At 68.7% G+C, this 20,631-nt stretch carries 20 protein-coding genes; 9 read left to right on the forward strand and 11 right to left on the reverse strand.

All coding sequences use genetic code 11. From position 1 onward, the window contains the following. Window positions 1–43 precede the first annotated feature (43 nt). The 3 genes from ACSQ2F_RS07985 to lptF are packed head-to-tail and all read right to left on the reverse strand — an operon-like array spanning window position 44 to window position 2,660. On the reverse strand, window positions 44–433 hold the full coding sequence (locus ACSQ2F_RS07985) for a sirohydrochlorin chelatase (RefSeq protein ID WP_436021506.1): 390 nt from the start codon (window positions 431–433) through the stop codon (window positions 44–46). After that, on the reverse strand, window positions 433–1,557 hold the full coding sequence (gene lptG, locus ACSQ2F_RS07990; protein WP_436021508.1) for an LPS export ABC transporter permease LptG: 1,125 nt from the start codon (window positions 1,555–1,557) through the stop codon (window positions 433–435). Before lptG ends, ACSQ2F_RS07985 begins: the two co-directional genes overlap by 1 nt. Further along, window positions 1,554–2,660, reverse strand: a complete 1,107-nt coding sequence (gene lptF, locus ACSQ2F_RS07995; protein ID WP_436021510.1) for an LPS export ABC transporter permease LptF — start codon at window positions 2,658–2,660, stop codon at window positions 1,554–1,556. Before lptF ends, lptG begins: the two co-directional genes overlap by 4 nt. A gap of 26 nt (window positions 2,661–2,686) precedes the next feature. Here lptF and ACSQ2F_RS08000 point away from each other — a divergent pair, with 26 nt between their 5' ends. Both ACSQ2F_RS08000 and ACSQ2F_RS08005 read left to right on the forward strand, forming a co-directional pair. Then, window positions 2,687–4,144, forward strand: a complete 1,458-nt coding sequence (locus tag ACSQ2F_RS08000; protein WP_436021512.1) for a leucyl aminopeptidase — start codon at window positions 2,687–2,689, stop codon at window positions 4,142–4,144. Between the two features lie 25 nt (window positions 4,145–4,169). Then, window positions 4,170–4,613 (forward strand): DNA polymerase III subunit chi, encoded by a 444-nt coding sequence (locus ACSQ2F_RS08005; RefSeq protein WP_436021514.1) that lies wholly within the window; start codon window positions 4,170–4,172, stop codon window positions 4,611–4,613. A gap of 58 nt (window positions 4,614–4,671) precedes the next feature. Here the strand turns inward: ACSQ2F_RS08005 and ACSQ2F_RS08010 are convergent, their stop codons facing one another. Then, window positions 4,672–5,337, reverse strand: coding sequence for a hypothetical protein (locus ACSQ2F_RS08010; protein ID WP_436021516.1), 666 nt, complete (start codon window positions 5,335–5,337; stop codon window positions 4,672–4,674). A gap of 139 nt (window positions 5,338–5,476) precedes the next feature. Between ACSQ2F_RS08010 and ACSQ2F_RS08015 the strand changes: the two genes are divergently transcribed. The 6 genes from ACSQ2F_RS08015 to ACSQ2F_RS08040 all read left to right on the forward strand — a co-directional run bounded on the left by ACSQ2F_RS08015 (window position 5,477) and on the right by ACSQ2F_RS08040 (window position 13,370). Beyond that, complete coding sequence (locus ACSQ2F_RS08015) at window positions 5,477–5,875, forward strand: hypothetical protein (protein WP_436021518.1); 399 nt, start codon at window positions 5,477–5,479, stop codon at window positions 5,873–5,875. Between the two features lie 98 nt (window positions 5,876–5,973). After that, on the forward strand, window positions 5,974–7,122 hold the full coding sequence (locus ACSQ2F_RS08020) for a branched-chain amino acid ABC transporter substrate-binding protein (RefSeq protein WP_436021520.1): 1,149 nt from the start codon (window positions 5,974–5,976) through the stop codon (window positions 7,120–7,122). Between the two features lie 201 nt (window positions 7,123–7,323). Beyond that, window positions 7,324–9,435, forward strand: coding sequence for an NAD-dependent DNA ligase LigA (gene ligA / locus ACSQ2F_RS08025; RefSeq protein ID WP_436021522.1), 2,112 nt, complete (start codon window positions 7,324–7,326; stop codon window positions 9,433–9,435). Then, window positions 9,432–9,968, forward strand: a complete 537-nt coding sequence (gene def / locus ACSQ2F_RS08030) for a peptide deformylase (RefSeq protein WP_436021524.1) — start codon at window positions 9,432–9,434, stop codon at window positions 9,966–9,968. Before ligA ends, def begins: the two co-directional genes overlap by 4 nt. A 93-nt stretch (window positions 9,969–10,061) precedes the next feature. Next, window positions 10,062–12,155 carry a DUF6600 domain-containing protein gene (locus ACSQ2F_RS08035; protein ID WP_436021526.1) on the forward strand — a complete coding sequence of 698 codons (2,094 nt, stop codon included), beginning with the start codon at window positions 10,062–10,064 and terminating at the stop codon, window positions 12,153–12,155. 213 nt (window positions 12,156–12,368) lie between these two features. Continuing rightward, on the forward strand, window positions 12,369–13,370 hold the full coding sequence (locus ACSQ2F_RS08040) for an NADP-dependent oxidoreductase (RefSeq protein ID WP_436021528.1): 1,002 nt from the start codon (window positions 12,369–12,371) through the stop codon (window positions 13,368–13,370). 82 nt (window positions 13,371–13,452) lie between these two features. Here the strand turns inward: ACSQ2F_RS08040 and ACSQ2F_RS08045 are convergent, their stop codons facing one another. Together ACSQ2F_RS08045 and ACSQ2F_RS08050 are read right to left on the reverse strand one after the other, a co-directional pair. Further along, a complete protein-coding gene (locus ACSQ2F_RS08045; RefSeq protein WP_436021530.1) occupies window positions 13,453–15,000 on the reverse strand; it encodes a methyl-accepting chemotaxis protein in 1,548 nt (515 codons plus the stop codon). A 281-nt stretch (window positions 15,001–15,281) separates the two neighbouring features. Beyond that, window positions 15,282–15,914, reverse strand: a complete 633-nt coding sequence (locus ACSQ2F_RS08050; RefSeq protein ID WP_436026774.1) for an arylesterase — start codon at window positions 15,912–15,914, stop codon at window positions 15,282–15,284. A 58-nt stretch (window positions 15,915–15,972) separates the two neighbouring features. On the opposite strand from ACSQ2F_RS08050, the gene ACSQ2F_RS08055 reads away from it, so the two are divergent. Next, complete coding sequence (locus ACSQ2F_RS08055) at window positions 15,973–16,659, forward strand: ABC transporter ATP-binding protein (protein ID WP_436021532.1); 687 nt, start codon at window positions 15,973–15,975, stop codon at window positions 16,657–16,659. Between the two features lie 111 nt (window positions 16,660–16,770). Here the strand turns inward: ACSQ2F_RS08055 and ACSQ2F_RS08060 are convergent, their stop codons facing one another. The 5 genes from ACSQ2F_RS08060 to ACSQ2F_RS08080 form a co-directional block, all read right to left on the reverse strand. Continuing rightward, window positions 16,771–17,586, reverse strand: coding sequence for a peptidylprolyl isomerase (locus ACSQ2F_RS08060; protein ID WP_436021534.1), 816 nt, complete (start codon window positions 17,584–17,586; stop codon window positions 16,771–16,773). Window positions 17,587–17,688: 102 nt separating this feature from the next. Beyond that, complete coding sequence (locus ACSQ2F_RS08065) at window positions 17,689–17,982, reverse strand: BolA family protein (protein ID WP_436021536.1); 294 nt, start codon at window positions 17,980–17,982, stop codon at window positions 17,689–17,691. Beyond that, on the reverse strand, window positions 17,979–18,626 hold the full coding sequence (locus ACSQ2F_RS08070) for a septation protein A (protein WP_436021538.1): 648 nt from the start codon (window positions 18,624–18,626) through the stop codon (window positions 17,979–17,981). The genes ACSQ2F_RS08065 and ACSQ2F_RS08070 overlap by 4 nt, the downstream gene beginning before the upstream one ends. A gap of 16 nt (window positions 18,627–18,642) precedes the next feature. Next, window positions 18,643–19,056 carry a peptide-methionine (R)-S-oxide reductase MsrB gene (gene msrB, locus ACSQ2F_RS08075; protein WP_436021540.1) on the reverse strand — a complete coding sequence of 138 codons (414 nt, stop codon included), beginning with the start codon at window positions 19,054–19,056 and terminating at the stop codon, window positions 18,643–18,645. Further along, the gene (locus ACSQ2F_RS08080; RefSeq protein ID WP_436021542.1) at window positions 19,053–20,543 is read right to left on the reverse strand and encodes a protein adenylyltransferase SelO; all 1,491 of its coding nucleotides are present in this window, start codon (window positions 20,541–20,543) and stop codon (window positions 19,053–19,055) included. The genes msrB and ACSQ2F_RS08080 overlap by 4 nt, the downstream gene beginning before the upstream one ends. Window positions 20,544–20,631 lie beyond the last annotated feature (88 nt).

Raw genomic sequence — 20,631 nt, forward strand, 5'->3', positions numbered from 1 at the left:
CCAGGGCGGTTGGAAAATCTGCCCCGATTATTCCACCAGGAATCTAAGGCCTGTTGGCGTCCGCCAGTGCGCAGGCCGTGCTGGCCATGGCGTCGATCACGGTGTCGAGTTCGCCGACGGCCGGGGTGAGCGCGAAGCGCACGGCAGGAAAGCCTGCCTCCAGGCCGGCCAGCAGCGCCGGCAGGTCGCGCCGCACATGGCCGCCCGCGCCCAGGAAGAGCGGCACCACGGTGACGTGGGTGCAGCCCGCTTCGGCCAGTTGCCGACCGGCGGTGGCAATGTCGGGCGTCATGAACTCGAGGAACGCGAGCTCGACGCGGGCGTCGGGCCGCTGTGCGCGCACGCGGCGCGCCACGTCCTCGAAGGGCAATGACCAGTTCGGATCCCGGGCGCCATGGGCAAACAGCAGGAGGCCGGTGGAAGGGGTGGACATCATCGGTACCTCACGAGCCAGCTGAAGGCCGCCATGGAAAGGAGCAGGTAGATCCCGCTCGGGGTGGCCGCCACCAGCCATGGCGTCCAGTTCTTGAGCAAGCCGACATGGGCCGCCACGTTGTTCATCAGCACGAAGCTGATGCCGAGCATGATGCCGCCGAACACCTTCAGGCTCACGCCGCCCGCCCGGGCGTGCAGGTAGGCAAAGGGCAGCGCGAGCCCGACCATCACCAGGCAGGCCAGGGGGTAGAGCGCACGCTTCCAGAAGCGCAGCTCGTAGCGTTGCGCAGTCTGCTCGTTCTCGGACAGGTGCGCGATGTAGCGGAAGAGCTCGAAGGTCGACATCGAATTCACCGGCAGCACGGCTGCAGCCACCACGTTGGCCGACAGCGTGCTTTGCCAGCGGTAGCTCGGCTGGCGTTGCACGTCGACGGTCAGCTCCGCCGTGTCGGCGGCGGCGGCGGCCGAGGCGCCGCGCCAGTCCGTGACGGTGGCATTGTTGAGGGTCCAGACACCGGCGTCGTCGACCCGACCTGCCTCTGCGGCCACCCGCTCGATGAGCCGCCCTTGCGCGTCGAAGGCGTAGATGCGCACCCCCAGCAGTTCGCCGTCCGCTGCCGCGGCGGTGACGTTCACCGAGAAGCTGCGTTCGCCGTCCGGCGTCATCTGCCGGTCCTTGAGCCAGGCCCCTGCGCGACCCAGGAGCACGCCTCCCTTGACGCGGGCATGGAGCTCGGCCGCCGCACGTTCGCTCAGCGGAGCCAGGTAGTCGCCCACCGCGAAGGTCAGGATGCCGAAGGCGATGCCCAGGCCCATGAGCAACGACAGCGCGCGCCCCGGCCCGAGGCCGCCCGTGCGAAGGATGGTGAATTCCGACGACTGCGCCAGCCGCGACAGCGCATAGATGGTGCCGATCAGCACGGCAATCGGCGCGAGCTCGTACAGGTGCCCGGGCAGTTCCAGGAGCGAATAGAGCGCGGCGTGCATGGCCGAGTAGTCCTTGCCCACGTCCCCCAGTTCGTCGACGAAGTCGATGAAGAAGAACAGCGAGAGGAAGGCCAGGGCAACGAAGACGACGGCGCTGACGACGTCGGCATAGAGAAGGCGGCGGACGGTCCTCATGCGCGAGCCACCGTCGTCGTGGCCGCGGGACGGCGCCACGAGAAATGGGTGCCGTGGTCACGCCACCAGAGCAGGGCCGTGGCCAGCACGAAGGCGCCGCCGTGGATGCCCAGGAGCGCCGCTCCCATCGGCATGCGGCCGGAAGCCACCCAGGCCTGGGACAGGTTGATGAGGTTGTAGTACACGACGAAGGCCAGCAGGGCGAAGAGCAGGTTCCAGTTGCTTGCGCGGCGAGGCTGCGTGGCCGACAGGCTCAGCGCCAGCAGCAACAGGTTGGCCGATCCGAGCGTCAGCCCGACGCGCCAGGTGAGTTCACCCTGGGCCTTGGCGTCCGGGTTGGTGAGCAGGTCGATGGTGGGACGCGCCTTGTAGGGCAGGGCGGTGACCTGGTCGCGCGCCCGTTCACCCACCTGGATGCGGTAGCTCTGGAAGCGAGACACCGTGTTCTCGTTGGTGCGCAGGTTCTGCTCGTTGCGCTGGCCGCCGTCGAGCACCAGGAAGTCCGCCTCCGGCAGGTTCTCGATGCGGCCGGTGCGGGCCGTGGTCACCGATTCGGTGTCCCCCTTCTTGATGAGGATGAACACGTTGCGGCCGGTGCCGGCGTCGGCCTGGTCGCGGTCGATGAAGAACACCCGCGACCCGTCGCGCGACGACTGGAACTGCCCGGGGGCCACGCGTGAGAGGTCGGAACGGCGCTCGAATCGTTCCTTCAGTTCGGCGCTCTGCTGGTTCACCCAGGGCCACACGAACAGGGCCATGAGCCCGACGACGAGCAGCACCGGCCAGCTGACCCGCAGCACCGGCCGCACGAAGCGGCTGAGGCCGATGCCGCTGGCGAACCAGATCGCCATCTCGCTTTCGCGGTACATCCGGCCGAGGGTCACGACGACGGCGATGAAGAGCGACAGGCTCAGCATCGTGGGCAGGTTCGCGAGCGAGGTGAAGCCCAGCAGCAGCACGACATCCTGCGGGGAAACGTTGCCTACGGCGGCCTGTCCGAGCGTGCGGATCAGGAACATCGTGAGCACGATGGTGAGGATGACGACGAGGGTGGCGCCGAATGTTCGGGCGACGTCTCGTCGCAGGGTGGAATCGAATAACATCGTTGGATTATTGACTGGGCGGCATTATGGACTTTCGTCATCAGATTCTTCCGTCTTCGGGCTTGTCTTCCCTGAACGTGGATGCGCTGCTGGTCGTCGTGGCCGGCGACACCCTGGACGCCGGCTTCGACGCCCGCTTGTCCGCTCCCATCGAGGAAGCGATGGCCCAGGGCGATTTCCAGCTCAAGGCCGGTCGCACGCTCTACCTGCATCGTCCGCAGGGCATCCGGGTGCCGCGGGTGGCGGTCACCGCCGCCGCGTCGGCCACGCCCAAGGCCTTCAAGACGGCCCTCGCCAAGGGGTTCGCGCTGCTCAAGGACACCGGTGCCCGCACCGTGGGCGTGGTGCTCGTGGGCGGCGAAGTCGATGCGAGCCATGCCGAGGCGCTGGTCGCCGCCAGCCTGGACGCCACCTACGTCTACCGCCACACCAAGCCGAGCGCGCCCGCCAATGCGGCCATCACGACGGTGGTGCTCGTCACCGACAAGCTGCACGCCAAGGTGGCCCAGCTCGGCCTGCTGCGCGGCCAGGCCATCGGCAACGGCGTGACACTGGCCCGCGAATGGGCGAACCGCCCGGCCAACCACTGCACGCCCTCGCTGCTGGCCGACGAGGCGCGCGCGCTCGCCAAGCGGCACGACCTCAAGGTCGAGGTGTTCGACCGCAAGGCCATCGAGAAACTCGGCATGGGATCCTTCCTCGCCGTCTCCCAGGGCTCCGAGGAGCCGCCCCGGTTCATCGTGCTGCGCTACCAGGGCGCGGCCAAGAGCAAGGCCCCGATCGTGCTGGTCGGCAAGGGCGTCACCTTCGACACCGGCGGCATCTCCATCAAGCCGGCCGCGGAGATGGACGAAATGAAGTTCGACATGGGAGGCGCGGCCAGCGTGCTGGGCACCCTGCGCGCGGTCGCCGAACTCAAGCCGAAGGTCAACGTCGTGGGCATCATCCCGGCGTGCGAGAACATGCCGGACGGCCGCTCGCTGAAGCCGGGTGACGTGGTCACGAGCCTGTCGGGCCAGACCATCGAGGTGCTGAACACCGACGCCGAAGGCCGTCTGCTGCTGTGCGATGCGCTCACCTACGCCGAGCGGTTCAAGCCGGCGGCCGTGGTCGACATCGCCACGCTGACCGGTGCCTGCGTCATCGCCCTCGGCAACCACCGCAGTGGGCTCTTCACCGCCGACGAGGCGCTCGCCAGCGAACTCATCGACGCCGGCCAGGCGGGCCTCGATCCCTGCTGGCGGATGCCGCTCGACGAGGAGTACGACGAAGGCCTCAAGAGCAACTTCGCCGACATGGCGAACGTCGGCCCGCGTGCCGGTGGCGCGATCACCGCGGCGATGTTCCTGCGGCGCTTCACCGGCAACTACCGTTGGGCCCACCTCGACATCGCCGGCACGGCCTGGAAATCCGGCGCGTCCAAGGGCGGCACCGGCCGGCCGGTCAGCCTGCTGACCCACTACGTTTTGTCCCAGGCGGGTTGAACAGGCGGGTTTTCCCCCTGAACCGATGACCGAGATCAGTTTCCACTTCAACGTGCCCGATCGCATGGCTTACGCCTGCAGGCTGTTGAGAAAAGCGGTGCGGCGGGGCGCACGGGTCGTCGTCACGGCGCCTGAGCCGGTGCTGGTGCAACTGGACCGCCAGCTCTGGACGTTCGAGCCGGTCGACTTCGTGCCGCATGCCCATGCCCGGGGCGCCGAGCCCTTGGCACCGCGCTTGCGAGACACGCCCGTCTGGCTGACGGGCGCGGTGCACGATGCACCACATCAGGACGTTTTGTTGAACATGGGAGATGCGTTGGTCGAGGGTTTCGAGAGCTTTGCGCGCGTCATCGAACTCGTGCCGGTCGATGGGCCGTCGCGGGCGACCGGCCGCGCGCGCTGGAAGCACTATGCCGATCGCGGCTACGTGCTCCTGAAGCACGACGTGGCGCAGGACGCCAGCGCATGAAGAACGCCTCTTCCGGCTCACCACCTCCGCATCGGCTTCCGGTGCTGACCGAGGTGGTTCAGATGACCGATGCCGGGTCCCAGGCCGTGGTGTCGGCGGATGAAGATGCGCCGGCCGCCTCACCGCCGTTCGTGGAGGGCGGCGGCGCGGCCACCTCCGCGGCGTTGACGTCGCGTCCCGCCTCTGGCACGCCCGCGAAGCCGGTGCCCGCGCTGACGGCCGTGCCACCCCCGGCCTCGTTGCCGACGGCCGCCGCGGCACCGGCGCCTGCCGTGCCGCAGGCTCCGGTGCAGACGGCCGGTTCAGCGCAGGTTCCGGCGTCGTCGCCCGTCGTGGCCCCTTCCGTGGTGCCGATCGGCCAAGTTGCGGTTCGGGTGGCCACAGGTACCGCCGCCGCACCCGCACTGGCTGCCGCGTCCGCATCGGCAACGTCGCGGCCTGGCGCGCCATCGACGCCTGGCACCCCCAACGCAACCCCGGGCTTGCCGGCCTCCGGCACGGTGAACCCCGCGGCGGCCGCCGTGTCGTCCGCCGCGTCCCCGACCCGCCTCCCGGCGTCAGCGGCAGTCCCCCCACCGCCCGCCGCCACGTCGATGCCTGCACCCGTCGAGGCGCCCTTCGCCGTGACGCCCAATCCGTCGCCGCCTTCGGTGACCTTCGGCCACACGGCCGTCGCCCCGCCCGGCATTCCCTTGGCCGGCACAGCGACGGCGGCACCGCTCATGGAACGCTCCGAGCCTGTCGGGGCGGCTGCCAGCGCAACGCTCCCCGGTGGGGCACCGCCGGCGGCTTCACCCGTTTCCGCTTCGGCGATCGACGGGGCACCCAATCCGCCGGAGTGGCTCAAGCGCCGCCCGTCTCACATGCGGGTCGGACTGCCCCTGCCTGCCATGGCGCCGCCCTCTCCATTGCCGCCCGATTTCTCCGGCAGCTGGTGGGGCCGCGACGAAGGGCCGGCCGTGGGCGCGGCTCATGCGCCGGTTCCCGTGCCCATTCCCCAGCCGATCGGCACGGCCGCGAACCCGCCCGTGTCCGTTTCGGAGGATGCCGTCGTCGAGCGCGTGCTCGCGGCGCTCGGGCGCCAGATCGACCAGCAGTTCGAGGATCGGCTCCATGAGGTCATGGTGCCGGCCCTCGCACGCCTGACGGATGCACTGATGGCCGAGCTTCGCGGCCAGCTGTCGTCGAGCCTGCGCCAGACGGTCCGCGATGCGGTGGCCGCCGAGTTGGCTCGCCTGCCTCGCGGCGGCTCGCCGTCGTGAGTTTTTTCATGTTTGTTCGTGTGTGTCGAAGCGGTAGCGACAGGTCTGGCCCGATCCGTGCCTGAGCCTGTGTCTTTCAATCCTCTAGGAGCCTGTGTATGAAGCGTTCACTGTTTGCACTGTCGGCGGTTGCCATTGCGGTCGTGCTGGCCGGGTGTGGCAAGAAGGCGGACGAAGAAGTGGTGGTGAAGATCGGTCACGTCGGACCGACGAGCGGCGAGATCGCTCACCTGGGCAAGGACAACGAGTACGGCGCGCGCCTGGCGATCGACGAACTCAATGCCAAGGGCGTGACGCTGGGCGGCAAGAAGGTCCGCCTCGAGCTGCTCGCCGAAGACGACGCGGGCGATCCGAAGCAGGGCACCGCCGCGGCTCAGAAGCTCGCTGATGCCAAGGTCAACGGCGTCATCGGCCACCTGAACTCCGGCACGACCATCCCGGCGTCGAAGATCTACAGCGATGCCAACATCCCGCAGATCTCGCCGTCGGCCACCAACCCGATGTACACCCGCCAGGGCTTCAAGACGACGTTCCGCGTCGTGGCTGACGACGTGCACCTCGGTGGCACGCTCGGTCGCTACGCGCTGAACGAACTCAAGGGCAAGAACGTCGCCGTCATCGACGACCGCACGGCCTACGGCCAGGGCGTCGCCGAGGAGTTCGTCAAGGCGATCACCGCCGGCGGTGGCACCGTGGCGTCCCGCCAGTTCACCAACACCAAGGAAAAGGACTTCAGCGCCATCCTGACCGCCATCAAGGCCGTCAAGCCGGACGTCGTCTTCTTCGGTGGCATGGACGCCGTGGGCGGCCCGATGCTTCGCCAGATGAAGCAGCTCGGCATCGAGAGCAAGTTCATGGGCGGCGACGGCATCTGCACGGCCGAGCTTCCCAACCTGGCCGGCGGTTCGCTGGCACAGGGCCAGGTGGTGTGCGCAGAAGCCGGCGGTGTCGAGGCCGACCAGAAGGCCCCGATCGACGACTTCGCCAAGCGCTACAAGGAGAAGTTCAACGTCGACGTCAAGCTGTACGCCCCGTACGTGTACGACGCGGTGAACGTGATGGTGGCTGCCATGGTGAAGGCCGACTCGGCGGACCCGGCGAAGTACCTGCCTGAGCTTGCCAAGAGCGAGTACAAGGGCATCACGGGCACGATCGCGTTCGACGAGAAGGGCGACATCAAGAACGGCGCCCTGACGCTGTACACGTTCAACGGCGACAAGCGCGAGCAGCTCGCCGTGGTGCGCTGATCCCGGTGTCCTGACACCGTGGCGAGGGTTCGGCGGGAGCCGACTCCTCGCCGCCGGACGGGCAGGGCGCCCGGCGCTCCACGCGCCGCGGCGCGCCGTCCGGCGCCTGCGCCCCGCCAAGGGGCGAGTACCGTGCGCTCATTCCCCGATGTCCGCTGGGCGGGATCCCCGCAGGTTTGGCGGTAGAGTGCCGGAACTGCCATGAGCCCCGTCCCCGACTCCCCCCCCGCCGACCGCGCCGCCGCGCTGCGTGAACAGCTCCGCGAGCATGCCCACCGCTACTACGTGCTGGATGCGCCCACCATCCCGGACGCCGAGTACGACCGCCTGTTCCAGGCCCTGCAACAACTTGAGGCCGAGCACCCCGAGCTGCTGACGCCCGACTCCCCTACCCAGCGCATCATCGGCAAGGTGCTCGATGGTTTCGCACCGGTTCGCCATGCGCTGCCGATGCTCAGCATCCGCACCGAGACCGACACCGAGCCCACCGGCGCGCTCGCCTTCGACGCACGTGTGCGGCGCGAACTCGGGCTCGGCGAGGGTGATCCGCCCGTCGAGTACGGCGCGGAACTGAAGTTCGACGGCCTTGCCATCAACCTGCGCTACGAGAACGGCTTGCTGTGCCAGGCAGCCACGCGTGGCGATGGTGAAAAGGGCGAGGACGTCACCCAGAACATCCGCACCATCCAGCAGATCCCGCTGCGCCTGGCCGGCTGCGACGCGCCGGTGCTCGAGGTGCGCGGCGAGGTCTACATGCGCCGCGACGACTTCAACGCGCTCAACGAGCGGCAGCGTGAGCTGATCGCTCATGGGGCACGCAACGAGAAGACCTTCGTCAACCCGCGCAACGCCGCTGCCGGCGCGGTCCGCCAGCTCGACCCGGCCATCGCCCGCAAGCGTCCGCTGAGCTTCTTCGCCTATGGCCTGGGCGACGTGCAGGGCTGGGACATTCCTCCGACCCACAGCGCCATTCTCGATGCGCTGCAGCGCTTCGGACTGCCGGTCAGCGCCGAGCGCGCCGTGGTGCAGGGCGCCGATGGCCTCGTGGCCTTCCACAAGCGCGTCGGGGCGGCGCGCGATGCGCTTCCGTTCGACATCGATGGCGTCGTCTACAAGGTCAACGACCGGGCCTTGCAGCAGAAGCTCGGTTTCGTCTCCCGGGAGCCCCGCTGGGCGGTGGCCCACAAGTACCCGGCCCAGGAACAGATGACGGTGCTGCGCGACATCGACATCCAGGTCGGCCGCACCGGCAAGCTCACGCCAGTGGCCAAGCTGGTGCCGGTGTTCGTGGGCGGCACCACGGTGAGCAACGCCACCCTGCACAACGAGGACGAGACGCGCCGCAAGGACGTGCGCATCGGCGACACCGTCATTGTGCGCCGCGCGGGCGACGTCATTCCCGAGGTGGTCGGCGTGGTGCTCGACCGCCGCCCGGCCGATGCGGGCGAGCCCTTCGACCTGTACAAGCGACTGGATGGCAAGTGCCCGGTGTGCCGCAGCGACATCGTGCGGGATGACGGAGAGGCCAACTGGCGCTGCAGCGGGGGCCTGTTCTGTGCGGCGCAGCGCAAGCACGCGATGCTGCACTTCGCCAGCCGCCGCGCCATGGACGTCGAAGGCCTGGGTGACAAGCTCGTCGAGCAGCTGATCGACGCCGGCCTCATCCGCACGCTGCCCGAGCTCTACAAGCTCGGCATCGCCAAGCTCACCGCCCTCGAGCGCATGGGCGAGAAGAGTGCGCAGAACCTGCTGGCCGGCCTCGAGCGCAGCAAGCAGACCACGCTCGCGCGTTTCCTGTTCGCCCTCGGCATCCGCAACGTCGGCGAAACCACGGCAAAGGATCTGGCTCGGCACTTCGGCTCGCTCGACCGCATCATGGATGCCACGCTCGTGCAGTTGCTCGAGGTGCCCGACGTCGGCCCCATCGTGGCCGAGAGCATCCGCACCTTCTTCGACCAGCCGCACAACCGTGAAGTCGTCGAACAGCTCCGCGCGGCCGGCATCACCTGGGACGAAGGCGAGGGCACGGCCGATACCTCGCCCAAGCCCTTCGTCGGCAAGACCTTCGTGCTGACCGGCACGCTGCCCACACTCACCCGTGACGCGGCGCAGGCGCTCATCGAGGCGGCGGGCGGGAAGGTCAGCGGCTCGGTGTCCAAGAAGACCGACTTCGTCGTGGCCGGCGAAGACGCCGGCAGCAAGCTCGAGAAGGCAAGGGCGCTCGAGCGAACCGTGCTGGACGAGGCCGGCCTGCTGGCCCTGCTCGAAGCCGGCGGACGCCCCCATCAACCGCCTCAAGGAGCCCAAGCATGACGGTTCGCGAAATCCTCAGGATGGGCGACCCGCGCCTGCTGCGCCTGGCCCGCCCGGTGCAGCAGTTCGACACGCCGGAGCTCCACGCGCTCATCGCCGACATGTTCGACACCATGCGGGCCGCCAACGGCGCCGGCCTGGCGGCGCCGCAGATCGGCATCGACCTGGCCCTCGTGATCTTCGGCTTCCGCCAGAACGACCGCTATCCCGATGCGCCGCCGGTGCCCGAGACCGTGCTCATCAACCCGATCATCACGCCGCTGGACGCCTCCGAGGAAGAGGGCTGGGAGGGATGCCTCTCCGTGCCGGGATTGCGGGGCATCGTGCCGCGCCACGCCCGCATCCGCTACACCGGTTTCGACGCCCGTGGCGAGCCGATCGACCGTGAGGCCGAGGGCTTCCATGCCCGGGTGGTTCAGCACGAGTGCGACCACCTGGAGGGCAAGCTGTACCCCATGCGGATTCGCGATTTCTCCCGTTTCGGCTTCACGAGCGTGCTGTTTCCAGGCCTGGATCCCGGCGACGACGACTGATCGGGGTCACATCCTGTCAGCCGAGGGGCGGGCGGCCGCGTTGTCTCGGGAACCGCTGGACGCCCTGATGCTCCAAGCGGAGGAGCCCGCCTGATGAAAACACCTCTCCTGCCTGCCGTCGCCTCACGCCGCCTGTCCGTTCCGGCGGCCCTGTGGCTGGCGCTGCTGCTCACTGCGTTGACGCTGGTGTCGGTGATGCCCGCCCATGCCGAGGAGCGCATCGACCCGCCGTCACGCGTCGGCCGCCTTGCCGAGGTGGATGGCGACGTCTCCATCTTCGATACCGAAGCCGGTGAATGGGTCGACGCCGTGCGCAACCGGCCGGTGACCAGCGGGGACCGGCTGTCGTCGTCTCGGCGTGGCAGGGCTGAAATCCAGGTCGGGTCGACGGTGGTCTATCTGGCGGAAGACTCGGAGCTCGAGGTTGTCGCGCTGGACGACGAACGCATTTCGCTGCGACTGCTCGAAGGCGACGTCGCCGTGCACCTGCGCAGCCGGGAGGCCGTCCGGGAATTCGACCTCGTCACGCCGGAGGGGCGCTTCCGTCCCGAGGCCCCGGGCACCTATCGCTTCGGCCGGGACGACGACACCACCGAAGCCGCCACCTTCGACGGCCAGCTGCAACTGAACGCGCCTGACGCCGGCGTCACCGTGAAGGCCGGCCAGCGCTACCGGTTCTGGCAAGACGGGGGCACCCAGTTCGAACTCATCGCGCTGCGCCGCGATGGCTTCGACAGCTGGGTCGCTGAACGCGCCGACGACCTGTCGCGAAGCCCCTCCGCACGCTACGTCTCGCCGGAAGTCCCGGGCGTGCAGGACCTGGACCGCCACGGGCGCTGGGAGCAGGACGTGGAGTACGGTGCCCTGTGGATCCCGTATTCCGTCGGCCCCTCCTGGGCACCGTACCGCAGCGGCCATTGGGCCTGGGTGAGCCCCTGGGGATGGACCTGGGTGGACGATGCCCCCTGGGGTTTCGCGCCTTTCCACTACGGCCGCTGGCTCTGGCGCGGCAATGTGTGGGCGTGGTCCCCCGGGCGCTACGTGGCCCGGCCGGTGTACGCGCCGGCCCTCGTGGCGTGGGTCGGTTCGCCCGGTGTCAGCGTGTCCATCAATGTCGGCCGCCGCCCCCCGCCGACCGTGGGATGGTTCCCGCTCGGACCGCGTGAAATCTATGTGCCGGGCTACCGCTTCAGCCCGCACTACATGCGCCACGTGAACGACAACCACCTGCGCCCGGGCTTCGACTACAACCCCTACATCCGCGACCCGCACGGGGCGCTGGGCCGGGTGAACTACCGGCATCACCGGCACCCGCACGCGCTCACGGTCGTGCCATCGTACGTCGTCGAGCGCCGGCAGCCCGTGGCCCCGGCCATCATCGGCATGAACGGCCGCCCGCTCCCCGAATTCCGGGACCGGATCCGTCCCGACGCCCCGGTGATGCCCGGCGGGCGCAACCCGGCGACGATCGGCGCGCGGCCCGCGCCGCCGCAAGCCGGCATTCCGGCATCGCCCTGGCAGCGTGGCGATCGCGTCCGGGAACCGCGACCCGGCCGTGGCGAGTTTTCGTCCCGCCCCGATGACGGCCGTTCGGTGGGCATCGGACAGGACGATCGGCAAGACGGCCGCCGGGGCGACCGGTGGACCGATCGCCGTGGCGACGCGCCGGATGCCCGCAATGACGGCAGGGACGACCGCCGCGACTTCGGCCGCCGCGGCGATGGCGACCGGCGCCTGCGGGATCCTGCCCCGGCACCGCAACCCCAGACCGGCCTGCCTTCGCGCGACGGCGGGCGGCGCGACGGCCCGCCGGCCGGCGAACCCCTGCGCGAGGAGCGCTGGCGCCAGCTGCGCCCGAGCCCTGGCCAAGCGGACGGCCAGCCTCGACCTGCGCCTCGCATCGAGGCCTCGCCCGCCATGCCGGAGCGCGAGGTCCATCGCCCAGGCGGCTTCAATCACCTGCGCCCGCAACCGCGCATGGAGCCGTCACAGCCCGCCGTACCGCAGCCCGCGGCGCCCCAGTTCCGTGCTCCGCCGCAGATGCAGCAACCCGCCCCGTCCATGCAGCCGGCGCCCGCACCGCAGCGCCAGTTCCAGCCGCCGCCGCAGCGCTCGCATTCGATGAACGGCAACGGCGGCAATGCGCAGGATGGGCAGCCCGGCTTGCGCAACCGGCGGATGGACTGACGGGCGGACGGGCTGGTTCGCCACCGGTCCGTGCTGAGGTGAGGCAACCGGCCATCGCCTTGGTGATGTCCGTGGAAGCTTGAAGGGATGCCCTGCCAGCCTCGGGAGAAGGCCGGTGGCCGCCCGTCTTCGCCCAGCGGGGGACGGCCTGCGCGAGAGGCATGATGTCGGTCGACACGGCGTCTCCAGTCGCCGGTCACACCGAGGATTCCCATGAAGGCATTTGTCCTGGAGCGCTACGGGCACAAGCGCGTGTTGCAGCCGACCGACGTGCCCGTTCCGGCACTGCGCGACGATGAGGTCCTGGTCGAAGTTCACGCCGCCGGCGTGAACCAACTGGACGCGAAGCTCAGGGACGGTGCCTTCAAGCTCGTCATTCCCTACCGCTTGCCCATCACGCTGGGTCACGACGTGGCCGGTGTCGTCTTCCGGGTCGGCCCGCGTGTCACGCGTTTCAAGGTGGGCGACGAGGTGTACGCGCGGCTCGATGACTTCCGAATCGGCGCCTTCGCCGAGTACGCGCCGGTCAAGGAAGCATCGCTTGCGCACAAGCCGCTGCACCTGTCGATGGAGCAGGCCGCGTCGCTGCCCCTGGTCGCCTTGACGGCCTGGCAAGCCTTCGTCGAGAAGGCACGCCTGAAGGCCGGGGAGAAGGTCCTCATCGAGGCTGGTTCAGGCGGTGTGGGCACCATTGCCATCCAGCTCGCCAAGCACCTCGGGGCCATCGTTGCGACGACCACGAGTGCCGGCAATGCCGCCCTGGTGAGAGACCTCGGCGCGGACGTCATCATCGACTACCGATCACAGGACGTGGCCGACGTTCTCCACGACTACGACGTGGTGCTGCACAGCCAGGACACCCCGTCGCTGCTGAAGTCGCTCGGCGTGCTCAGGCCGGGCGGCCGGCTGGTGTCCATCTCAGGTCCGCCCGACCTGGAATTCGGCAGGCTCGTGGCCGCGCCGCTGATCGTGAGAGGCGTCATGCGCCTGATGAGCGCCGGCGTGCGGCGCAAGGCGAGGCAGGCGGGCGTCGACTACGCCTTCCTGTTCATGAGAGCCGAGGGCAGCCAGTTGCGGGAGATCACGTCGGTCGTGGATGCCGGCATCATCCGACCGGTCGTCGACCGTGTCTTCCCCTTCGAGGCCACCAACGAGGCGCTGGCCCATGTGGACAGCGGCCGTACCCGCGGCAAGGTCGTCATCAAGGTCCGCTAGCGGTTGGCCCGGGCGGTCCAGCCGGGCGAACGGAGCCGGACGATTGTCGTGCGAGGCGAGGCGGCGGCCGGCCCGCCGACGCTCAGGCGCCCAAGCGGAACGTTCCCACGACTTCGGACAGGCGCGCTGCCTGCTCCCGCAGCGATTCAGCCGCGGCCGACGACTCTTCCACCAGTGCGGCGTTCTGCTGGGTCATCTGGTCGAGGTCGGTCACGGCGCCGTTGACCTGGCCCAGGCCCTGGCTCTGCTCCTGCGTCGCGGCGGTGATCTCACCGATGATGTCGGTGACGCGCTGGACGCTGGCGACGATGTCGCCCATGGTCGTTCCCGCTTCCTGCACCAGCTTGGAGCCCGACTCCACGCTTTGCACCGATGCCGAGATCAGCGACTTGATCTCCTTGGCGGCCTGAGCGGAGCGCTGCGCGAGCGAGCGGACTTCGGACGCCACGACCGCGAAGCCGCGACCCTGTTCACCGGCGCGCGCCGCTTCCACCGCGGCGTTCAGCGCCAGGATGTTGGTCTGGAAGGCAATGCCGTCGATCGTGCCGATGATGTCGGAGATGCGGCGCGAGCTCTGGTTGATCTCTTCCATCGTGCTCACCACCTGGGACACCACGTCGCCGCCGCGGGAGGCCACGTTGGCCGCCGAGCTGGCGAGCTGGTTGGCCATGCGGGCCGAGTCCGCCGTCTGCCGCACGGTCACGGTCAGCTCTTCCATGCTGCTCGCAGCCTGCTGCAGGTTGCTGGCAGTCTGCTCGGTGCGTTGGCTCAGGTCCAGGTTGCCGGTGGCGATCTGCGTGCTGGCGGTCGAGATGCCGTCGACCACACCGCGCACCTGCTGCAGCGAGCGCTGCAGCGCGAGGCGCATGGCATCGAGCGCCTTGAGCAGGCGGCCGGTCTCGTCGTCCGCGTGGGTGGTGGAGGCCTGACCGCTCAGGTCCATGTCACCGATGGCGCGCGCGACCCTCTCGGCTTCGCCCAGGGGCACGAGGATGCTGCGCGAGAGCGCCACGGCCAGCAGGCCGCCGACGATGAGCGCAATGACGCTGCTCACGACGAGCAGGGTGGAGGTCTGCATGCGCAGGGCTTCGGTGCGTGCGGCGGCCTGATCGAGTTGCTCCTGCTGCGAGAGCACGAGTTCCTTCACACCTTCGAGGTACGTCTTGGAACGCGGCTCGAACTGCTCGGCGAAGGCGCGGGCCGCACCTTCGGCATCACCCGAGGATTTCAGGTCGGCCACGGTCTTGCGCGCCTTCAGGTAGGCGTTGCGCAGCTCGCCGACCTTGGCGAACAGCTCCGCCTCGTGCGGCAGATCCATGCGCGCTTCGATGAGCTTCTGCAGTTCGGTCGTCCGCTCCACGGCGGCGGCGGTGGCGGGGGCGAAGTACTCGACGAGGCTCGGGTCGCTGCTGCGGGCGATGGCGGCTGCGCGCTGCACGCCCGAGGTGGTGTTCATCAACCACTCGGCCGCACCGCGCTCCACCAGCAGCTGGTCCTTCACGATGCCGTCGATGTTCTGCCCGAGCTCCCGCAGCTTGAAGACCGCAAAGACGCTCGTGACGACCGACAACAGCAGGATGGTGCCGAGCACGAAGGCCAGGCGCTTGCGGATGGATAGGTTTCTGAACATGGTGCCCTCGGCGATGTGGTGCCGCGGCCAGAGGCGCCGCGGGCTCTCTTCGCCATATCGACCCATCCGCACCAGACTTGAACGTTGCGAGCGTGATCGATGTCACGGCAGGCAGGGAAAGCCCCAATGGGAGGCGGCGGGCAGGCACGGGACGAGCGACCCGAGGTGTCGTCGCATGCGGTGACCGTGCCATCGAGCGGCGGTGCTCGTTTCCGGGGCAGGGCGCTTCGCCCGCGCATTCGCGCCGCGCATGCAGCGAAGGCGCATCGACCCGGGCAAGTTCAGCGCAGGAGGGGCTTGAGCGCGGGCCAGACATTGGCCAGCATGCGGGGGTGGGCTTCTTCGCGAGGGTGGATGCGGTCGGGCTGGAAGAGCGCTTCGGCATTGGGCACGTCGGCCACGCCCTTGAGCAGGAACGGCACCAGCACCGCCTGTTCCTGGCGCGCCACCGTGGCGAACACGGCCTCGAACTCCTCGGCGTACTTGCGCCCGTAGTTGGGTGGCATCTGCATGCCGACCATGACCACCCGGGCGCCCAGGCCGCGGGCCGTGCGCGCCATGTGGGCAAGGTTGTCCCGGGTCATGGACAGCGGCAGGCCGCGCAGGGCGTCATTGCCGCCGAGCTCCAGGATGACGACATCGGGTTGGTGGCGCTTGAGCAGCGCAGGCAGGCGCGAGCGGCCGCCGGAGGTGGTGTCGCCGCTGATGCTCGCGTTGACCACCGTCGCGGCGATCTTGTCCTGCGCCAGGCGCTGTTCCAGCAGGGCGACCCAACCCTTGCCGCGCGAGAGTCCGTACTCGGCCGACAGGCTGTCGCCGACAACCAGGATCACCGGTCCGCCTTGCGCGAACGCGCCGCGCCAAGGCAACACGCCAGCACCGGCCAGCACAAGCGAGGTACATTGCCGGAGCATTGCGCGGCGGCCCATGGCCGTCTTCACTGATTCACCCATCCTGCGGTTCCGATCCTTCATGTCCGATCCCATCATTGCCGTCGAGCACGTGACCAAGCAAGTGCAAGACACGAGCGGTCTGCTGACGATTCTCCACGACATCGACTTCCGCCTGGCGCCGCAGGAGTCCGCGGCGATCGTCGGCGCCTCGGGCTCGGGCAAGAGCACCTTGCTGTCGATCATCGCTGGCTTGGATACCCCGACACAGGGAACGGTTCGCCTCGCGGGCACCGATTTGTTCGCCATCGACGAAGATGAGCGTGCAGCGGTGCGCGCGGCCCACCTGGGTTTCGTCTTCCAGAGCTTCCAGCTGCTCGGCAACCTGAATGCACTGGAGAACGTGATGTTGCCGCTCGAGCTGCAGGGGCGTTCCGATGCCCGCACGCAGGCGACCGAGATGCTGCGGCGGGTCGGGCTCGGTGAGCGGCTCAACCACTATCCCAAGGTGCTGTCCGGCGGCGAGCAGCAGCGGGTGGCCCTGGCCCGCGCCTTCGTGGTCAGGCCATCGGTGCTGCTGGCAGACGAACCCACCGGCAGCCTCGACTTCGCCACCGGCGAGCGGGTGATGGAGCTCATGTTCGAGCTCAACCGCGAGGCCGGCACCACGCTCGTGCTCGTGACGCACGACCGCACCATCGCCGCCCGCTGCGACCGCCAGCTGCGCATCGAGGCCGGCCGCCTCGCCCCCCAGCTGGCAGCAGCCTGAACGCAGCCGCGGCGCCATCCCGCCGCTCACCATGAAAAACGGCCCGCGACGAAGCCGCGGGCCGTGGGTCCGGCATGAACGGGCGAGGCCCCGGCGTCGGGGCCCTGCCGATCAGTTGCCGGTCTGGAACTTGTAGGTCGTCTTGGAGCGGGCCTTGATCTCGTCGCGGAACGAGGTCAGGCGCTGCTGGTTCAGCTGCTGGGCGATCTGCGGGCGCACTTCGTCGAGTGACGGCGGTTTGGCTTCGCGGGTGTCCTCGAGCTTGATGATGTGGTACCCGAACTGGGACTTCACCGGCTCCTGGGTGGTTTCACCCTTCTTCAGCTTCATGAGAGCCTGCGAGAACTCGGGCACGTAGGCGTTGGGGTTCGCCCAGTCGAGGTCGCCGCCGTTCTGGCCGGAGCCCGGGTCCTTGGAGTTCTTCTTGGCCAGGTCCTCGAACTTGGCGCCGCCCTTGAGCTGGGCGATCAGGGCCTTCGCTTCCTCTTCCTTCTCGACGAGGATGTGGCGCGCGCGGTACTCGCTGCCGCCGGACTGGGCCTTGAACTTGTCGTACTCGGCCTGGATTTCGGCGTCGGTGACGGGGTTCTTCTTCTGGTAGTCGGCAAAGAGCTCGCGGATCAGGATGCTCTGGCGCGCCAGTTCGATCTGGTCGCGGTATTCCTTGGTCGTGGACAGGCCGCGCTTCACCGCTTCCTGGAGGAACATCTCGCGCAGCACCACCTCGTCGCGCACCTGCGCCTCGAGTTCGGGCGTGCGGGGCTGCTGGCCCTGGCGCAGAGCCTGCTGCAGCAGCACGTCGGCACGCGATTGCGGAACGGGCTTGCCATTCACGGTCGTGATGTTCTGCGCCTGGGCCGCGATCGGGCTCAGCGACACGGACATCGCCAGCAATGCGGCGCGGGCAACAACAGACAGCTTCTTCATGGACATCGAGCCTTTCAAGGGACGTCGGGAGGGGAGGGTGCGGGCTTCGGGGGGCGGAGCGGGAATCACGATGCGGCGCAGGATCTGGCCGTCGCGGGTGACTCAGCTCTCGCCGGGTGCCCGGGCCTCGATCGCAAGCGCGTGGATGCCGCGCGGAATCAGGGGCTGAAGCGCATCATAAACGAGCCGATGGCGCTTCAAACGTGACAATTGGTTGAAGCGCTCGCTGACGATCAGCACGTGGAAATGCCGCCCTTCGCGAGCGCCGGCGTGGCCGGCATGGAGGTGGCTGTCGTCGCGCACCACCAGGGACAGCGGCGCGAGCGCGGCCTGCAACGCGGCTTCGATCTCGGCGCCCCGGACGAACTCGGGAGCCTGGTTGTCGGCTGCCGTCATGCAGCGTCCTTGCCGGCCTCGGCGGGCTCGTCGTCCTTGATGTGGCGACCGAGGTAGAGGCCCTGCCCAACCATGAAGACGAGCATCAGGCCGGTGATGCCGAAGAGCTTGAAGTTGACCCAGGTGGCCGTCTCGAAGCTGTAGGCCACGTAGAGGTTGAGCAGCCCCATCAGGCCGAAGAAGGCGATCCAGGCAAAGTTGAGGCGTTGCCAGATGCCGGGCGGCAGTTCGAACTGCTTGCCCATCAGCGCCTGCACCAGGTTCTTGCGGAAGAACACCTGGCTCACCCAGAACGCCGCGCCCATGACCCAGTAGAGACCCGTGGGTTTCCACTTGATGAAGGTGTCGCTGTGGAACCAGACGGTGGCCGCGCCGAGCACGGTGACCAGCGCGAGGCTCACCCAGAGCATCGCGTGCACCTTCTGCCGGCGCACGATCATGTAGGCCACCTGAAGCAAGGTGGCGATCACCACCACCACCGTGGCCAGCAGGACGGGCGCCTCGTTGGGCCCCACGACGCCGCCCGACACCATGAAGCCGAGGTGTTCGCTGGCGAAGGCGGCGGCCCAGTCCTTGTTGTTCTCGCCGTACTTGAAGGCGCCGAAGAACAGCAGGATGGGCAGGAAGTCGAGGAGCAGTTTCATCGGGCAGTGGGTGGTCTCAATCCGGGGCGAAGTCTATCGCGGCCGAGTTGATGCAATAGCGCTCCCCGGTCGGGGCCGGGCCATCGGGAAAGACATGCCCCAGGTGGGAGCCGCAGTTGTTGCAGCGCACCTCGACACGAACCATGCCGTGGCTGTGGTCGACGATGCGCTCGATCACCTCACTGTTGACCGGCTGCCAGTAGCTGGGCCACCCGCAACCGGCATCGAACTTGGTGGTCGATTCGAAGAGCTTCGTGCCGCAGCCGATGCAGTTGTAGTGGCCGGACTCGAAGTGGTTCCAGTAGGCGCCGGTGAAGGCGCGTTCGGTGGCGGCATGCCGGGCCACCTCGTACTGGATGGGGTCGAGCTCGGCCCGCCATTGCGCATCGGTCTTCGTGACCTTGCGCGGCTTGCTGTCAGGAGTACTCATGATGAACAGGAAACCTCGATCTGGTTCGCCCAGGCGGGCGGGAAATCGGCATACGCCGCGTGTTCGGCTTGTTCGTCGAAGGGGCGCGCAAGGATGGTGCGCAGGCGCTCGACCTCGCTGAAGTCACCCCCCCGTGCATCACGGATCGCCACCTCGGCGAGATGGTTCCGCAAGATGAACTTGGGATTGGCGAGGTTCATGCGCGCGGCCCGCTCGGCATCGACGGAGCCTTCTGCACGAAGTCGTTCGGCATAGCCGGCGGCCCAGGCATCGAAGGCCTCGCGGTCCAGGAAGAGGTCGCGGACCTCGGTGTTGGCCGCACCCGGGCCGCTGTCGAAGCGCGCCAGGCGCCGGAATGCGATGGTGTAGTCGGTGGCGTCGCGGGCCATGCGCTCGAGCAGCCCCTCGATCAGCGCCGTGTCGCCGTCACGGGCTTCGAGCAGGCCGAGCTTGGCCCGCATGCGCTCGAGAAACGCCGTCGGGAAGGCCGAGCGGTACGGCTCGAGCGCCGCGAGGGCCGAGTCGCGGTCGCCGATGAGCGGCATCAGTGCCTGCGCGAGGGCGTGCAGGTTCCAGAACCCCACGTTCGGCTGCCGTGCGTACGCATAGCGACCCTGGTGGTCGGAGTGGTTGCAGACATGCCCGGGGTCGAACGCGTCGAGAAACCCGAACGGACCGTAGTCGATCGTGAGCCCGAGGATCGACATGTTGTCGGTGTTCATCACCCCATGGCAAAAGCCCACCGCCTGCCAGTCCGCCATCAGTTCGGCGGTGCGCCGCGTCACGGCCTCGAGCAGCGCCACCACGGGCTGGGCCGCGTCCCGGCACTCGGGGTAGGCGGTGTCGATCACGAAATCGGTGAGGCGACGCAGCGCATCGCGGTCTTCCGCCGTGTGGGCGAAGTGCTCGAAGTGGCCGAAGCGGATGAAGCTCGGCGCCACGCGCGTCACGACCGCGGCGGTTTCCACTTCCTCGCGGCGAACGGGCAGGCGAGAACCGGTGATGCTCAGGGCTCGCGTCGTCGGCACGCCGAGGGCCGCCATGGCCTCCGAACACAGGAACTCGCGGATTGACGAGCGCAGCACCGCCCGGCCGTCCCCCATGCGGGAGTAGGGCGTGAGGCCGGCGCCCTTGAGCTGCACCTCCATCGGGCCCGACGGGGTCTGCATCTCGCCGAGCCAGTGCGCGCGGCCGTCGCCCAGCTGGCCGGCCCAGACGCCGAATTGGTGGCCGCTGTAGACGCTCGCGAGGGGCGCCATGCCGTCGGCCAGCGCATTGCCGCTCAGCATGTGCAGGGTGGCATCGTCGGTGGGACGCTGCGGCGCGAGGCCCAGCAGTTCGGCGCACTCGGGGCTCCAGGCCACCCAGTACGGATCGGGCACGCCCTGGGGCGGGAGCGGAGTGAAGAAATCGGTGCCGAGGGTACGGAACCGGTTGGGCCAACGCGCCCCGGATAGGGGCCCGCTGGCATCGACCATGGCGTTCATCGGGGAAGTGTAGCCAGCGCTCAACGCCCGCGTGGTACTAAGGGTAAACCGGAGGCGTGCCGGCCACCTGCGCATTTCTATGATCGGA

Source organism: Rhizobacter sp. LjRoot28 (assembly GCF_964253025.1).
GTDB lineage: Bacteria > Pseudomonadota > Gammaproteobacteria > Burkholderiales > Burkholderiaceae_C > Rhizobacter.

What these genes read in the sequence shown, in the direction of transcription:
- ACSQ2F_RS08020 (WP_436021520.1), top strand. Translation starts at nt 5,974, where the DNA reads ATGAAGCGTTCACTGTTTGCACTGTCGGCGGTTGCCATTGCGGTCGTG.
- ACSQ2F_RS08050 (WP_436026774.1), bottom strand. Translation starts at nt 15,914, where the DNA reads ATGCTCCGGCAATGTACCTCGCTTGTGCTGGCCGGTGCTGGCGTGTTG.
- ACSQ2F_RS08035 (WP_436021526.1), top strand. Translation starts at nt 10,062, where the DNA reads ATGAAAACACCTCTCCTGCCTGCCGTCGCCTCACGCCGCCTGTCCGTT.
- ACSQ2F_RS08080 (WP_436021542.1), bottom strand. Translation starts at nt 20,543, where the DNA reads ATGAACGCCATGGTCGATGCCAGCGGGCCCCTATCCGGGGCGCGTTGG.
- ACSQ2F_RS08065 (WP_436021536.1), bottom strand. Translation starts at nt 17,982, where the DNA reads ATGACGGCAGCCGACAACCAGGCTCCCGAGTTCGTCCGGGGCGCCGAG.
- ACSQ2F_RS08000 (WP_436021512.1), top strand. Translation starts at nt 2,687, where the DNA reads ATGGACTTTCGTCATCAGATTCTTCCGTCTTCGGGCTTGTCTTCCCTG.
- ACSQ2F_RS08055 (WP_436021532.1), top strand. Translation starts at nt 15,973, where the DNA reads ATGTCCGATCCCATCATTGCCGTCGAGCACGTGACCAAGCAAGTGCAA.
- def (WP_436021524.1), top strand. Translation starts at nt 9,432, where the DNA reads ATGACGGTTCGCGAAATCCTCAGGATGGGCGACCCGCGCCTGCTGCGC.
- ACSQ2F_RS08040 (WP_436021528.1), top strand. Translation starts at nt 12,369, where the DNA reads ATGAAGGCATTTGTCCTGGAGCGCTACGGGCACAAGCGCGTGTTGCAG.
- lptF (WP_436021510.1), bottom strand. Translation starts at nt 2,660, where the DNA reads ATGTTATTCGATTCCACCCTGCGACGAGACGTCGCCCGAACATTCGGC.
- msrB (WP_436021540.1), bottom strand. Translation starts at nt 19,056, where the DNA reads ATGAGTACTCCTGACAGCAAGCCGCGCAAGGTCACGAAGACCGATGCG.
- ACSQ2F_RS08005 (WP_436021514.1), top strand. Translation starts at nt 4,170, where the DNA reads ATGACCGAGATCAGTTTCCACTTCAACGTGCCCGATCGCATGGCTTAC.
- ACSQ2F_RS08060 (WP_436021534.1), bottom strand. Translation starts at nt 17,586, where the DNA reads ATGAAGAAGCTGTCTGTTGTTGCCCGCGCCGCATTGCTGGCGATGTCC.
- ACSQ2F_RS08015 (WP_436021518.1), top strand. Translation starts at nt 5,477, where the DNA reads ATGCGGGTCGGACTGCCCCTGCCTGCCATGGCGCCGCCCTCTCCATTG.
- ACSQ2F_RS08045 (WP_436021530.1), bottom strand. Translation starts at nt 15,000, where the DNA reads ATGTTCAGAAACCTATCCATCCGCAAGCGCCTGGCCTTCGTGCTCGGC.
- ACSQ2F_RS07985 (WP_436021506.1), bottom strand. Translation starts at nt 433, where the DNA reads ATGTCCACCCCTTCCACCGGCCTCCTGCTGTTTGCCCATGGCGCCCGG.
- ACSQ2F_RS08010 (WP_436021516.1), bottom strand. Translation starts at nt 5,337, where the DNA reads ATGAGCGGTGCCGCCGTCGCTGTGCCGGCCAAGGGAATGCCGGGCGGG.
- ACSQ2F_RS08070 (WP_436021538.1), bottom strand. Translation starts at nt 18,626, where the DNA reads ATGAAACTGCTCCTCGACTTCCTGCCCATCCTGCTGTTCTTCGGCGCC.
- ligA (WP_436021522.1), top strand. Translation starts at nt 7,324, where the DNA reads ATGAGCCCCGTCCCCGACTCCCCCCCCGCCGACCGCGCCGCCGCGCTG.
- lptG (WP_436021508.1), bottom strand. Translation starts at nt 1,557, where the DNA reads ATGAGGACCGTCCGCCGCCTTCTCTATGCCGACGTCGTCAGCGCCGTC.